This window comes from Pseudomonas serbica (assembly GCF_028823535.1).
GTDB lineage: Bacteria > Pseudomonadota > Gammaproteobacteria > Pseudomonadales > Pseudomonadaceae > Aquipseudomonas > Aquipseudomonas serbica.
The window spans coordinates 35,821-47,954 of the sequence record NZ_JAQIYM010000017.1; the positions used below are offsets into that span (position 1 = coordinate 35,821).

Sequence of the window (12,134 nt, forward strand, 5' to 3'; positions counted from 1 at the left end):
GCCAATTTCTGGAAAAGAGTTGTCAGTCAGGCGTGATCCAGCTCGTTGATAGCAGGCGTCCATAGCCCTTTGCTCGTCATAGCCTCCAAAGCCCCCCCTAATAACCTGATGTCTTTGTCGCTGTGGCTTGCTGATACCGCAAAACGCAACATCGCTTTGCCTTTAGCAATAATTGGATAAAACACCGGGAAGAGCAGCATGCCTTGGTCACGTAGGGTTCTTGCAGCCTGCAAACCGGCCTCCTCTGTTTCAAAGAACGCTCCTCTGACAGGTGACTGAATACCTGCGTTGAGCAACCGGTTATCGGTGAGGGAATCTAAAAGGCTGACGTTTTCCCAAAGTCGCTGTTGCAGCACATCGAGTTCTTCACTGAGATGAATTTTCGCCGAGGCAACGTTGGCCGCCAGCATGGGCACCATAATGGAATGACCAAATATCAGTGGATTCGCCAGGGTTCGGATAACTTCAATATCCCGTGGATCTGAAACCACGACAAAACCACCCGAGCCACCAAAGGCCTTTGAGAGAGACCCCGCCAGAATAATATTTGCTGGTAACGAGTGATCAACCGCTGAAAAGGCATATCCCGCACCATGACGTCCAACGATCGAAATACCATGAGCATCGTCTACGTAAAGGTATCCCCGCGCCGACTCTAGCTGCCGAGAGAGCTCGGCGATGGGTACAAGACCACTCATCGACCCAATTCCATCGATCAAAAGCACAGGAGTCTCACCTTTGTCGGTGCAGTCTTTCAGCACTGTGGTCAGCGATTCTGGATTGGTGGACTCAACTCTAGAAACAGAACCGAACTGCTCCAAAATCCCCCTAAGCACCTGCATCGAAGCATGGGCGGTTTTGTCCATTAGCCAGTGGATTCGTTTTTTGACCGGATACCTACTCAACGAACCACTCCCCAGCAACGGTAAAACACCTAAATGGACACTGCTGGTAGAGGTAAACACCGCGACGCCACTACCTCTGTAAACCTGACCAAGCAACTCTTCCAGTTGAGGCAGGTAACTCGGGCGCATTGCACTTCGAGAAGACGACAGGTGCAGTCCGGAAGTTTCCATTGCGCGGTGTGCGGCGTCGATCAAGGCCGAATGGGTTTCTAAGCCCAAGTACGAACAGGAAACGAACTCAGTGAACGTACCTCCATCTTGCAAGGTAATGTCCTTACCCACACGACTCGCAACGGTAAAACCTGTCAGTCCTTCCTCGTAAGCCTTCGCCAGCGCCCCAGTAGTGTTACCGCGACGAACGCTCATCCAGTCTTGTTTAGTTTGCGCATCCATTGCTAAAACTCCTTTATGAAAATCAACGAGATTTACATCCGATGGTCATTACTGAACTGCCCGACGCGTCGGACGCTTCCTTGTCGATTACCGTCTTTATATTCGTCAACTGACTCTGCTTAAACAGTTCGCGTACCGCTTGGGCCTGCGACTCGCCATGCTCAATGACTAACCAACCTTCTCGACTTAGTAAGTGGTTCGCGAGCGAGATGATTTGCCGTATCAGTTCAAGACCATCGACCCCGGAATAGACTGACGCCTGTGGATGGTGATCACTCCACTCAGGCAGCAACTCTTGAGACTGTGGGACGTACGGAGGATTAGCGACAATCAAGCCAACTTCATGTGTGAATCGCGTAAATGCCTGTTCGTCGCGAATGTCTGCCTGCAAGAGATTGACCCGTATCCCCTTGCAGGCAAGCCTGTCGATGTTGCGCTTGAGGTACTGCACCGCTATCTCATCAAACTCCACGCATGTCACTTTCAGATCTGGTCTGCGCCGTGCGATCGCCAGGCCAATCGCTCCGCTTCCAGCACACAAATCGAGAACACTCGCTCCCGATCGCAGCGCAGCGTTGGCCTCCAGCCACTTGTGAATGATTTGGCTGTGAGGACGGGGGATAAACACGCCGGTACCTACCACCAGCGGCATTTCGTCAAACTCCACCATGCCAACAATATGCCCGAGAGGAATTCGGTTACAGCGCTCTTGAACCGCCAACATAAATTCTTCGATCGCACGGCCTTTATCCACCCGTTCGATATAGCGATCTATAAGACAACTCAAATCTTCTTCCAAGTCCCAGACACCAGATTCCTGCAACATGGCCCGCGCTTGACTAATAGCAAGATACTCACGATCAGTAAGACTCATGACCACTCCTTGTAATACTGCGAAAGTCTTTTCAAGATCGACTCATAAAGATAAGAGAACGCCACCAATTCCGGCGGGGGCGTAAATGACGGATGCAAGTCATTTATCAGCTCCTCATAATTACGCGACAGCCCTTCATCCAGAAGAGGAAACCAATAAGGTTTTATATCCCAACGATATTCATATCCTGTGGCAAACATCTGCTGTACCGTTTCCCTGACTGTATGCTCGCGGGCAAACCCAGATAACGGAGCACGGACTGGTTTGAAAGGGCTGAGATCCAGATCGGGAGTCTCTACATCGGTTAGGCAATCAGCTATATAGCGCGCCAACAATGGTGATTGGTGAAGGCCATCTCGGTAGGTACCTGTTGCGAGCCAAAGACCTTTGATGCAGCACTCGCCAATCAATGGGAAACCATCTGCTGGAATTGGTCTATTGCCAACTTGTATGGAAATTATTTCAGCGCCATGAAGGTCCAGATTCAATTGATCAACAGCACAATCAAGTAAAAACTGAACATCTGATATGAGAGCCTGTTGCTTTGGCCGCTCCGAAATAATGTTAGTTGCGCCCAGATACAAGACTCCATCCCCACGAGGGACGCAGTGTAAGCCGCATGCAAAGGCACGATTTGGCGTCCGTATGACCGAACTTGGTAAATCGACCCCTTCTGGCATCTTTACGAGAATGGAAACGCCATAACCACTGAACAGCGGTGGAATTTTCTTTACAAGTTCGTCGAAACCACTGAGCAAATCCAGAGATTGAACGCCTGCGGCAACCACAACCTTCTTTGCCCAGAGAACCTCCCCACTGCACAACTCGACACCCGTTGCTACCCCACCCTCAGCCAACACTCGCTTAGCATTCTCATTTTTCAGAGTGCCGCCTTCGGTGACAAATGCAGCATCCAGTTTTTCCAGTAAAAGGTGCGAATTCACCGAATGTTCGTTTGGTATGTATAACCCCCGCAGAGGGCGAACCAGATGGTTGGGCTTAAGCCACTCCATCTTGCGTGGATCAACAATTTCGAACGGTTCACCATACTCACGAAGGGTACTTTCGATGGTGTCGTAGTTAACGCTGTCTACCTCATCCATGCCGGCGGTATTAAGCAGCACATGGGTCCCAATAGCGGTAAATAACGAACTAGAATTACCTGAAGAGGTTGCCAACCGCTGCGCCCAGCTTGACCACAGGTGTTGGGCTTGTCGGTCCATATCTAGTTTCAATCGACCATAATCGCTCGAAAGTAACCCGCTTGTTACCTCCCCGAAACATCCATTCATAGCTCCCGCGGCTTTTGACGCTGCATTTGTGCGATCCGTCTCACCAACGCGACATACACTTAATCCTCGTGTTGATAGCTCATATGCAATTGAGCCACCAACTGCTCCTGCACCCACGACAATAACATCGAATTCCATGTAAACCTCGAACCGTCACCAGCAACGGAGAAATAAATTATTAATCAGGAAACAATTTATTTCTAAGGCTTCATCACATCGCAATTCAATGCGCGAGTTATTTCATGATATTTCCACGTTACAAATTGACATAAGTATATGCAAAATGTAGGAACAAGCCTTCAGACAACAGAAGGCAAACAACAAAAAACACCACAAATGAAATTCATGTTTCAGCAATACCAATTCTCAATATTGCGGACACTCGTACTCAACAGAACAAATAATCTACTGGACGCACTCCTTACAAAATAAATTCAGCCATAAATATTGGACAGTACCAATTTTATTAGCCTAGATTATTTTATCTAGCGAGGTTTCCGCCTTGCGCGATGGGCGACATCAATATTTGAAAGGTATTTTCTTTCGACGTACAAAAGCAAACGCCCCGATCAAGTCGGGGCGTTTGTTAAGGCCTTCATCAGCATGATTACATGCTTGTGAAGATCGCTTTCAATACAAGCGGCTGGGGCGCTATCAGTAAGCCTTGCCCGTCTTGTAGAAGTTCTCGAAGCAGAAGTTGGTCGCGTCGATGTAGCCTTCGGCGCCGCCGCAGTCGAAACGCTTGCCCTTGAACTTGTAGGCCATCACGCAGCCGTTCTGGGCCTGTTTCATCAGGGCGTCGGTGATCTGGATTTCGCCGCCCTTGCCTGGCTCGGTCTGTTCGATCAGGTCGAAGATGTCCGGGGTCAGGATGTAGCGGCCGATGATGGCCAGGTTCGATGGCGCATCTTCAGGTTTTGGTTTTTCGACCATGCTGTGCACGCGGTAGATGTCGTCGCGGATCATCTCGCCGGCGATCACGCCGTACTTGTTGGTCTCTTGCGGGTCGACTTCCTGGATGGCCACGATCGAGCAGCGGAACTGCTTGTACAGCTTGACCATCTGGGTCAGTACGCCGTCGCCTTCGAGGTTGACGCACAGGTCGTCCGCCAGTACCACGGCGAAGGGTTCGTCGCCGATCAGCGGACGGCCGGTCAGGATCGCGTGGCCCAGGCCTTTCATTTCGGTCTGGCGGGTGTAGGAGAACGAGCAGTTATCGAGCAGCTTGCGGATGCCGACCAGGTACTTTTCCTTATCGGTGCCCTTGATCTGGTTTTCCAGCTCGTAGCTGATGTCGAAATGGTCTTCCAGGGCGCGCTTGCCGCGACCGGTGACGATGGAAATCTCCGTCAGGCCGGCGTCCAGGGCTTCTTCGACGCCGTACTGGATCAGTGGCTTGTTTACCACCGGCAGCATTTCCTTGGGCATGGCTTTGGTCGCTGGCAGGAAGCGAGTGCCGTAACCGGCTGCTGGAAACAAGCATTTCTTGATCATATAAGTCCTTGAAAGGGCTGTGTGTACGAGTTTCGGCGCAGTCTAATCAGGCGGCGTACACCTTACAATGCCCCGCACTGGCTAACCGATGCCATCATAGAGAAATATTCTCGCCGTTAGTTCCGCAGCGAGCACCGCGAATGGATCAGCAGCCTGTTATTGATAGCAGAGTCCGCCAGACTTGCACGACAAGTCAACCCGGGAGCAGGCGCACCACCGCGCGCCCATCGGCACCCGAACGGTGCATTTGGCGGTATCATGGCGCCCTTGAACCAGCCAGCGAGGCAAATAGATGTCTGAAGCAAAAAGCGTCAACGGGTATTTGATCAGGGCCAAAGACGGCCAGTGGTGGGTAGCCGGCGTTGGCGGCGAGAACATTGCCGGGCCCTTCCCGTCCGAAGCCATGGCGATCGAAGTGGCATCGGTGTTGCAGCTGGAACATCCGGCACCCAAACGACGGGGCAAGGACAAGAACTGATCCAGGCCCGACGCCCTGCCCTAGTGCAGGGCTTTTTTTGGCAATCCCTGTAAGAAGTGGCCTTTCGCTATAACCTTTTGCCGCCCGCGCTGTCACAGGCATTGCCCCTACTCCTGACGACGACAACGACATGACCAAATTTCTGCCGCTGATAGCGCTGCTGGCCCTCACTGGCTGCGCCACCTCCGAGACCACTTACCTGAACAATGGCGAACAAGGCCTGGCCATCGACTGTTCCGGCGAGGCCAATTCCTGGGCGACCTGTTACGAAAAGGCCGAGGCTTCCTGCGCCGGCACTGGCTACCGGATTGTCGGCACCGACGGCACGCCCGCCTCCAAGGAAAGCGACAAGACCCTGGGCGTCGACGTTGGCAACTACAAGAACCGTAGCGTCGTGGTGGTCTGCAAATAAGGGCCGAGCGACTTACATGTGGATTTCCGCGAACTTGATCCCCAGGCCGCGCACGGTCTCGACCAGCGCGTCGAGACTGTCGAAGGATTCGACTTCGTCGCTATCGTCTACAAGGAAAAAACTGCGTCCGGCGCTTTTTTTGAAAAACACGATCCATTCCCCCGGATTCGCCGGGTTCTGAATCACATGGGTGGCGCAGATATGGCCCTCTGCGTGCCGCTCCCGTACCTTCTCTCGCTTCATGCTCGACTCCAGAAATGACAATGCCGCCAAAGCCTTGCTTTGACGGCATCGGTGCTGACAGTCGACATTCTATCAGCCGGAAATGCACGCCGTGGCGGCATCGCGAACGTCGAAGGGGCGAAGCGGTACGTTGGAGATACGCTCATGCAGCTTGATGCTGCTGCCGCCGGAGCGCTCCTCGATATCAAATACCGCGGCGGGACCCGATGAAAGCTTCTGTGGCACGATCACCCGCACCCCGTCCTTCTGCTCCTCAATTTGCAAGGCGCCTCGGCTCTCGGCGAGTTTTTCGCTCAGGCATTGGGCGTACTCATGGGGCTTCTTGCCTGAAATCACATTCATGGTCGGCAAGGTCTCGTTGATCTCCGAAACACTTGCACAACCACTGATTGCCAAAACCCACGGCAAGCCCAAGATGCCCCACTTCATACGAAACCTCCGATAAAGACCCTCCGACAGCTCAAACCCGGGTTTTCTCCAAACCGCGGTGGTTTTTTCTTCATTGGCGTGGGCAATCTGCGTTTTTTATTGCCCCTGGGGGCCTGCACAGCCGGATAATAACGCCTCAGGGCTGATAAACTGCGCCTATCGACCATGCTATCGTTTTGATTTTGTAGAAAAAGCCCTTCTGGAGGCGCCTCATGAAATTTATCCACCAGCGCGAGCACCTCAACGAAGACGACATCGTCGTCATTCAATGCTCGCAGACGTGCAACATACGCTTGATGAACGACGCCAACTTCCGCAGCTTCAAGAATGGCGGTCGTCACACCTACCACGGCGGCGCATTCGACACCTTTCCGGCCCGCATCACGGCGCCGAGCACCGGGTTCTGGAACATCACCATCGACACGGTGAACCGCCGGCCGATCAGTGTGACGCGCAAGCCGACCCTGACGCATTCGATCAAGATCATCCGCCGCTCCAGCTCGAAACTGAGCTGAGCAGCGCCTTACTCCGCACACAGGCAGGTATGACCGTGGCCCAGACGACCAAATACGTCATCAAGTACAAACTCAATGGCGAACGCCGCTTCGAATTTGCCCAGTTGGAAAATGGCACTGCAGAGGAAGCCAAAGCCGCGCTGGATGCCCTTCATGGGCAGGGCGACGACGTGATCAGCGACATCAGTGTCAGCAAAGCGCTCTAACATTGCCCGCAGTGAACAGGGACGTCTGCTTCCTGCCGACATTCGAGCGCAAGCGTCGGAGTGTTCACATTCGTTACGCCTCTTAGTCTGGCCACCTCGATAACCTGAGGGCACGGCAATGAGCGAGCAATATCTGGACAGGCTGGACTGGCCCCTGCTGGAACAGCAACTCGATCAGGACGGCTGCGCGGTTATCGCGTCGCTGTTGAGCCACAAGGCCTGTGATCAAATCAGCGCCTTGTACGGCCAGGCGGAACCCTTTCGCTCGCAGGTGATCATGGCCCGCCACGGTTTCGGCCGTGGCGAGTACAAGTATTTCGACTATCCCTTGCCGCCGCTGGTGGCCCGCCTGCGCAGTGCGCTGTACCCACGGCTGGTGCCTATTGCCAACCGCTGGCATGAGCAAATGGACCTGCCGAGCCGGTTTCCCGACAGCCACCCGGCCTTCCTCGAGCGCTGTCACGCCGCCGGCCAGCAACGTCCTACGCCACTGTTGCTGCAATACGGCCCCCAGGACTACAACTGCCTGCACCAGGATCTGTATGGCGAGCACGTCTTCCCCTTGCAGGTGGCGATTCTTCTGTCGGAGCCGGGAGAAGACTTCACCGGCGGTGAGTTCGTATTGACCGAGCAGCGCCCGCGCATGCAGTCGCGCCCACAGGTCATCGGTCTGAAAAAAGGCGACGGCCTGATCTTCGCGGTCAACCAGCGCCCGGTCAAAGGCGTGCGCGGCTACTATCGGGTATCCCTGCGCCACGGCGTCAGTCGCCTGCACAGCGGAAAACGGCATACCCTTGGGATCATCTTTCACGACGCATCATGAGCTCCATGAACCCGATCAACCTTGACCTGTTTGCCGACGCAGAACCCGAACAGCAACCTCGGTGCGAGCAGATCGGCGAACAATCCTACGTCCTCAGGGGCTTTACCCTGCCCTGGCTGGAGCGTGTGCTGCCGGCACTGGATGCCGTGTTGGCGGCGGCACCGTTCCGGCAAATGGTTACCCCTGGGGGCTTCACCATGTCGGTTGCCCTGAGCAGTTGCGGAACATGGGGCTGGACCACCGACCGCAGCGGCTATCGCTACACCCGCGACGACCCGCAGACCGGCCTGCCCTGGCCGTCCATGCCCGAGGTGTTTTTTCAATTGGCGCAGGCGGCGGCATTGGCGGCAGGGTTTGCCGATTTCGTGCCGGACTCCTGCCTGATCAATCGCTATGTGCCCGGGGCGAAGATGTCCTTACATCAGGACAAGGACGAAAAGTCCTACGCTGCGCCTATCGTTTCGGTATCCCTGGGATTGCCCGCGATGTTCCTGTTCGGCGGCTTCGCGCGTAGCGACAAAAGCCAACGGGTACCGCTGCTGCACGGCGACGTCGTGGTCTGGGGTGGCGTGGATCGCTTGCGTTATCACGGCGTTCTGCCGATCAAGGCTGGCCAACACCCACGCCTGGGCGAACAGCGGATCAACTTCACGTTTCGAACCGCTCGATGATGCCGTGGAGTTTGACCGCAAGCGCCGGAGTGTGGGCAGATTGGCCGGCGGTTAATCTGCGGCAAACGGGACAACGGACGTAAAGCCATGACAAGCCAACCGACAACCATCAGCACCGAGAATGATCCACGCTGGGCCGCGGTGCTCGCCCGCGACCCACAAGCGGACGGACAGTTTGTCTACGCGGTGAAGACCACCGGGATCTACTGCAACCCCAGCAGCCTCTCGCGCTTGCCAAAACCGCAAAATGTCGAATTCTTCGACAACGCCGAACAGGCCCAGGCCGCGGGTTATCGCCCAAGCAAGCGCGCGGCCACGGATCAAAGCGCTGTCGCCACACAACATGCTGCCACCGTGGCCGCCGCGTGCCGCCAAATCGAAAGCGCCGAGGCGCTGCCGGCGCTGAACGAACTGGCCGAAGCGGCAGGCCTGAGCAGCTTTCACTTCCATCGGGTGTTCAAGTCCGTGACCGGCCTGACGCCCAAAGGCTATGCCGCGGCCCACCGTTCGCGCCGGGTGCGCGAGCGGCTGGCGGATGGTCGCTCGGTCACTGAGGCGTTATACGATGCCGGCTTCAATTCCAACAGCCGGTTCTATGAGGCGGCGGATCAGGTGCTGGGGATGAAGCCCACCGATTACCGTGACGGAGGGCAAAACAATGACATCCGTTTTGCGGTTGGCCAGTGTTCCCTCGGCGCGATTGTGGTGGCGCAAAGCGAGCGAGGCGTTTGCGCGATTCTCCTTGGGGATGATCCGCAGCAACTGGTTTGCGACCTGCAGGACAAGTTTCGCCGCGCCAATCTGATCGGCGCCGACCAGGCCTTCGAACAGTTGATCGCCAGGGTCGTGGGTTTCATCGAGGCACCGGCCCTGGGCCTGGACTTGCCGCTGGATGTGCGCGGCACGGCGTTTCAGGAACGGGTCTGGCAAGCGCTACGGGAAATTCCCGCCGGCAGCACCGCCAGCTACGCCGACATCGCCCAACGCATCGGCGCGCCCAAAGCGGTTCGCGCCGTGGCACAAGCCTGTGGCGCCAACAGCCTGGCGGTCGCAATCCCCTGCCACCGGGTGGTGCGCAGCGATGGCAATCTGTCGGGGTATCGTTGGGGGGTGGAGCGCAAGCGGCAATTGCTGGAGCGGGAAAAGCCGTGAATGGAGGTTGATGTGGTGCGGCCGCCCCCGTTTCTGATCAGCGATTCACATCCACCACCACCCGCCCCCGCAATTGTCCCGCCAGCAGGCGCGGCGCAGCCTCGATCGCTTCGCTCAAACCGATTTCGTGGCTGATCAGTGGCAACAGGGCAAAGTCCAGGTCCTTGGCCAAACGCCCCCAGGCCTCTACACGCCGGGCTTTCGGTTGGGTCACGCTGTTAATCCCGGCCAGGGTCACGCCGCGCAGGATAAAGGGTGCGACGGAGCCTGGAAAATCCATGCCCTGGGCCAGACCGCAGGCGGCCACGGTGCCTTCGGATTTGGTACTGGCGCAGGCGTTGGCCAGGGTATGGCTACCTACGGAGTCGATGACTGCAGCCCAACGTTCCTTGGCCAGCGGCTTGCCCGGCTCGGACAAGCTGGCGCGGTCGATGATTTCGCCGGCGCCCAGTTGCTTGAGGTATTCGTGCTCCGACAGGCGCCCGGTGGAAGCGACCACCCGATAGCCGAGCTTGCTCAGCAAGGCGATGGCGAAACTGCCGACACCGCCGTTGGCCCCGGTGACCAGCACTTCGCCCTGCTCGGGTGTCACACCGTTGCGTTCCAGCGCCATGATGCACAGCATCGCCGTGTAGCCTGCCGTACCGATGGCCATTGCCTGCGCCTCAGTGAATGCCTCGGGCAGCGCAATCAGCCACTCGCCCTTCAGGCGGGCCTTCTGCGCCAGCCCGCCCCAATGCCCTTCACCCACCCCCCAACCATTGAGCAGGACTTTGTCACCGACCTTGTAGTCCGGATGCCCGCTGACTTCGACGGTCCCTGCCAGATCGATCCCCGGCACCATCGGGAATTTTCGCACCACCGGGCTGCTGCCGGTGATCGCCAGGCCATCCTTGAAATTCAGCGTGCTGTACGCCACACGCACCGTCACATCGCCCTCAGGCAACTGGTCTTCATTAATCTGTTGCAGTGTGGCCCGGTAACCGCTTTCGTCTTTATCGATCAAAATACCTTGGAACATCGCGGCCTCCTGGTGAGATCACCTGTTGTGGTGTGATTTAAATACCACATCGCAAAAAAATCCCGTACTCGACTTTAAGCCAATATGATGGACCGCTATCAACGACGGAGTACCGCTGAAATGAGCCAATGGCCAGATACTCGTTTGCTTGACCTGCTCGGGATCGAACTGCCGATCATCCAGGCCCCCATGGCCGGCGCCACCACCGCTGCCATGGTCATCGCGGCGAGCAACGCCGGCGGTCTCGGCTCGATGCCGGCCGCGATGTTGAGCGTCGAGCAATTGCGTGACGAGCTCAAGAACATTCGTCAACACTGCCAGCGTCCGATCAACGTCAACTTCTTCTGCCATCAACCGCCGACGCTCGACGAGCAACGCGCCCAGGGCTGGAAGAAACTGCTGCAACCCTATTATCGCGAACTGGGTGCCGACTTCGACGCGCCGACACCAGTCTCCAACCGCGCGCCGTTCGATGAGGCGGCCTGCGCAGTGGTCGAAGCGTTGCGCCCGGAGGTCGTGAGTTTCCACTTTGGCCTGCCGGAAAAATCCCTCCTGGATCGAGTGAAAGCCACCGGGGCAAAAGTGCTGTCCTCGGCTACCACGGTCGAAGAAGCCCTCTGGCTCGAGCAGCACGGCTGCGACGCCATCATCGCCATGGGTTACGAAGCCGGCGGGCACCGGGGCATGTTTCTCAGTGAAGACCTGAGCAGCCAGGTCGGTACGTTCGCCCTGGTGCCACAGGTCGTCGATGCGGTGAACGTACCGGTGATTGCCGCTGGCGGCATTGCCGATGCGCGGGGAGTGGCGGCGGCGTTCATGCTGGGGGCATCGGCGGTGCAAGTGGGCACGGCGTATCTGTTCACGCCAGAGGCCAAGGTCAGTGCTTCGCATCACAAGGCGTTGCGCACTGCCAGGGAAAGCGAGACGGCGCTCACCAATATTTTCACCGGTCGCCCGGCACGGGGGATCCTCAATCGGGTGATGCGCGAGCTCGGACCGATGAGCGCCCAGGCGCCAAGCTTCCCCCTCGCGGGCGGTGCATTGATGCCATTGCGCGCCAAAGGCGAAGCCGACTTCAGCAATCTCTGGGCCGGCCAGGCCTTTACCCTGGGGGTCGAGTCGAGCAGCGCTGAACTGACCCGGCGCCTGGCTGAGGACGGCTTGGCGAAATTGCTTCAACGCTGATGGTTATGGCGGGTGACATCCTCACTCGCCATAACCGCGTT

The 12,134-nt window shown here is 56.8% G+C and carries 15 protein-coding genes; 8 read left to right on the top strand and 7 right to left on the bottom strand.

Translation table 11 applies throughout. The annotated features are described in order from the left end of the window. Positions 1-26 precede the first annotated feature (26 nt). The 4 genes from NQL71_RS24920 to galU all read right to left on the bottom strand — a co-directional run bounded on the left by NQL71_RS24920 (position 27) and on the right by galU (position 4,958). Positions 27-1,298 (bottom strand): aminotransferase class I/II-fold pyridoxal phosphate-dependent enzyme, encoded by a 1,272-nt coding sequence (locus NQL71_RS24920; protein WP_046820078.1) that lies wholly within the window; start codon positions 1,296-1,298, stop codon positions 27-29. Between the two features lie 22 nt (positions 1,299-1,320). Continuing rightward, positions 1,321-2,172: a HemK/PrmC family methyltransferase gene (locus tag NQL71_RS24925; RefSeq protein WP_274643516.1), complete on the bottom strand. Its 852-nt coding sequence runs from the start codon at positions 2,170-2,172 to the stop codon at positions 1,321-1,323. Then, positions 2,169-3,602 carry an NAD(P)/FAD-dependent oxidoreductase gene (locus NQL71_RS24930; RefSeq protein ID WP_046820080.1) on the bottom strand — a complete coding sequence of 478 codons (1,434 nt, stop codon included), beginning with the start codon at positions 3,600-3,602 and terminating at the stop codon, positions 2,169-2,171. The genes NQL71_RS24925 and NQL71_RS24930 overlap by 4 nt, the downstream gene beginning before the upstream one ends. A gap of 516 nt (positions 3,603-4,118) precedes the next feature. Further along, entirely contained in the window at positions 4,119-4,958 is an 840-nt protein-coding gene (gene galU, locus NQL71_RS24935) for a UTP--glucose-1-phosphate uridylyltransferase GalU (protein WP_008065368.1), read from the bottom strand. Positions 4,959-5,250: 292 nt separating this feature from the next. Between galU and NQL71_RS24940 the strand changes: the two genes are divergently transcribed. Both NQL71_RS24940 and NQL71_RS24945 read left to right on the top strand, forming a co-directional pair. After that, on the top strand, positions 5,251-5,436 hold the full coding sequence (locus NQL71_RS24940) for a hypothetical protein (RefSeq protein WP_248686574.1): 186 nt from the start codon (positions 5,251-5,253) through the stop codon (positions 5,434-5,436). A gap of 130 nt (positions 5,437-5,566) precedes the next feature. Beyond that, entirely contained in the window at positions 5,567-5,848 is a 282-nt protein-coding gene (locus NQL71_RS24945; RefSeq protein ID WP_046820082.1) for a lipoprotein, read from the top strand. Positions 5,849-5,860: 12 nt separating this feature from the next. Here NQL71_RS24945 and NQL71_RS24950 read toward each other — a convergent pair whose 3' ends face one another. Then, positions 5,861-6,091 (bottom strand): hypothetical protein, encoded by a 231-nt coding sequence (locus NQL71_RS24950; RefSeq protein WP_046820083.1) that lies wholly within the window; start codon positions 6,089-6,091, stop codon positions 5,861-5,863. A gap of 72 nt (positions 6,092-6,163) precedes the next feature. Continuing rightward, on the bottom strand, positions 6,164-6,520 hold the full coding sequence (locus NQL71_RS24955; protein WP_046820084.1) for a hypothetical protein: 357 nt from the start codon (positions 6,518-6,520) through the stop codon (positions 6,164-6,166). Between the two features lie 212 nt (positions 6,521-6,732). Between NQL71_RS24955 and NQL71_RS24960 the strand changes: the two genes are divergently transcribed. The 5 genes from NQL71_RS24960 to ada all read left to right on the top strand — a co-directional run bounded on the left by NQL71_RS24960 (position 6,733) and on the right by ada (position 9,887). Then, positions 6,733-7,035 (top strand): DUF1883 domain-containing protein, encoded by a 303-nt coding sequence (locus NQL71_RS24960; protein WP_008065357.1) that lies wholly within the window; start codon positions 6,733-6,735, stop codon positions 7,033-7,035. A 35-nt stretch (positions 7,036-7,070) separates the two neighbouring features. Beyond that, on the top strand, positions 7,071-7,241 hold the full coding sequence (locus NQL71_RS24965) for a hypothetical protein (RefSeq protein WP_162837850.1): 171 nt from the start codon (positions 7,071-7,073) through the stop codon (positions 7,239-7,241). 118 nt (positions 7,242-7,359) lie between these two features. Continuing rightward, positions 7,360-8,064, top strand: coding sequence for a 2OG-Fe(II) oxygenase (locus tag NQL71_RS24970; RefSeq protein WP_274643517.1), 705 nt, complete (start codon positions 7,360-7,362; stop codon positions 8,062-8,064). A gap of 5 nt (positions 8,065-8,069) precedes the next feature. Further along, on the top strand, positions 8,070-8,735 hold the full coding sequence (gene alkB / locus NQL71_RS24975; protein WP_046820086.1) for a DNA oxidative demethylase AlkB: 666 nt from the start codon (positions 8,070-8,072) through the stop codon (positions 8,733-8,735). Positions 8,736-8,822: 87 nt separating this feature from the next. Then, on the top strand, positions 8,823-9,887 hold the full coding sequence (gene ada, locus NQL71_RS24980) for a bifunctional DNA-binding transcriptional regulator/O6-methylguanine-DNA methyltransferase Ada (RefSeq protein WP_077183274.1): 1,065 nt from the start codon (positions 8,823-8,825) through the stop codon (positions 9,885-9,887). A gap of 37 nt (positions 9,888-9,924) precedes the next feature. Here ada and acuI read toward each other — a convergent pair whose 3' ends face one another. Then, complete coding sequence (gene acuI, locus NQL71_RS24985; RefSeq protein ID WP_077183273.1) at positions 9,925-10,908, bottom strand: acrylyl-CoA reductase (NADPH); 984 nt, start codon at positions 10,906-10,908, stop codon at positions 9,925-9,927. A gap of 120 nt (positions 10,909-11,028) precedes the next feature. On the opposite strand from acuI, the gene NQL71_RS24990 reads away from it, so the two are divergent. Then, a complete protein-coding gene (locus NQL71_RS24990) occupies positions 11,029-12,093 on the top strand; it encodes an NAD(P)H-dependent flavin oxidoreductase (protein WP_077183272.1) in 1,065 nt (354 codons plus the stop codon). The last annotated feature ends 41 nt before the right edge of the window (positions 12,094-12,134 follow it).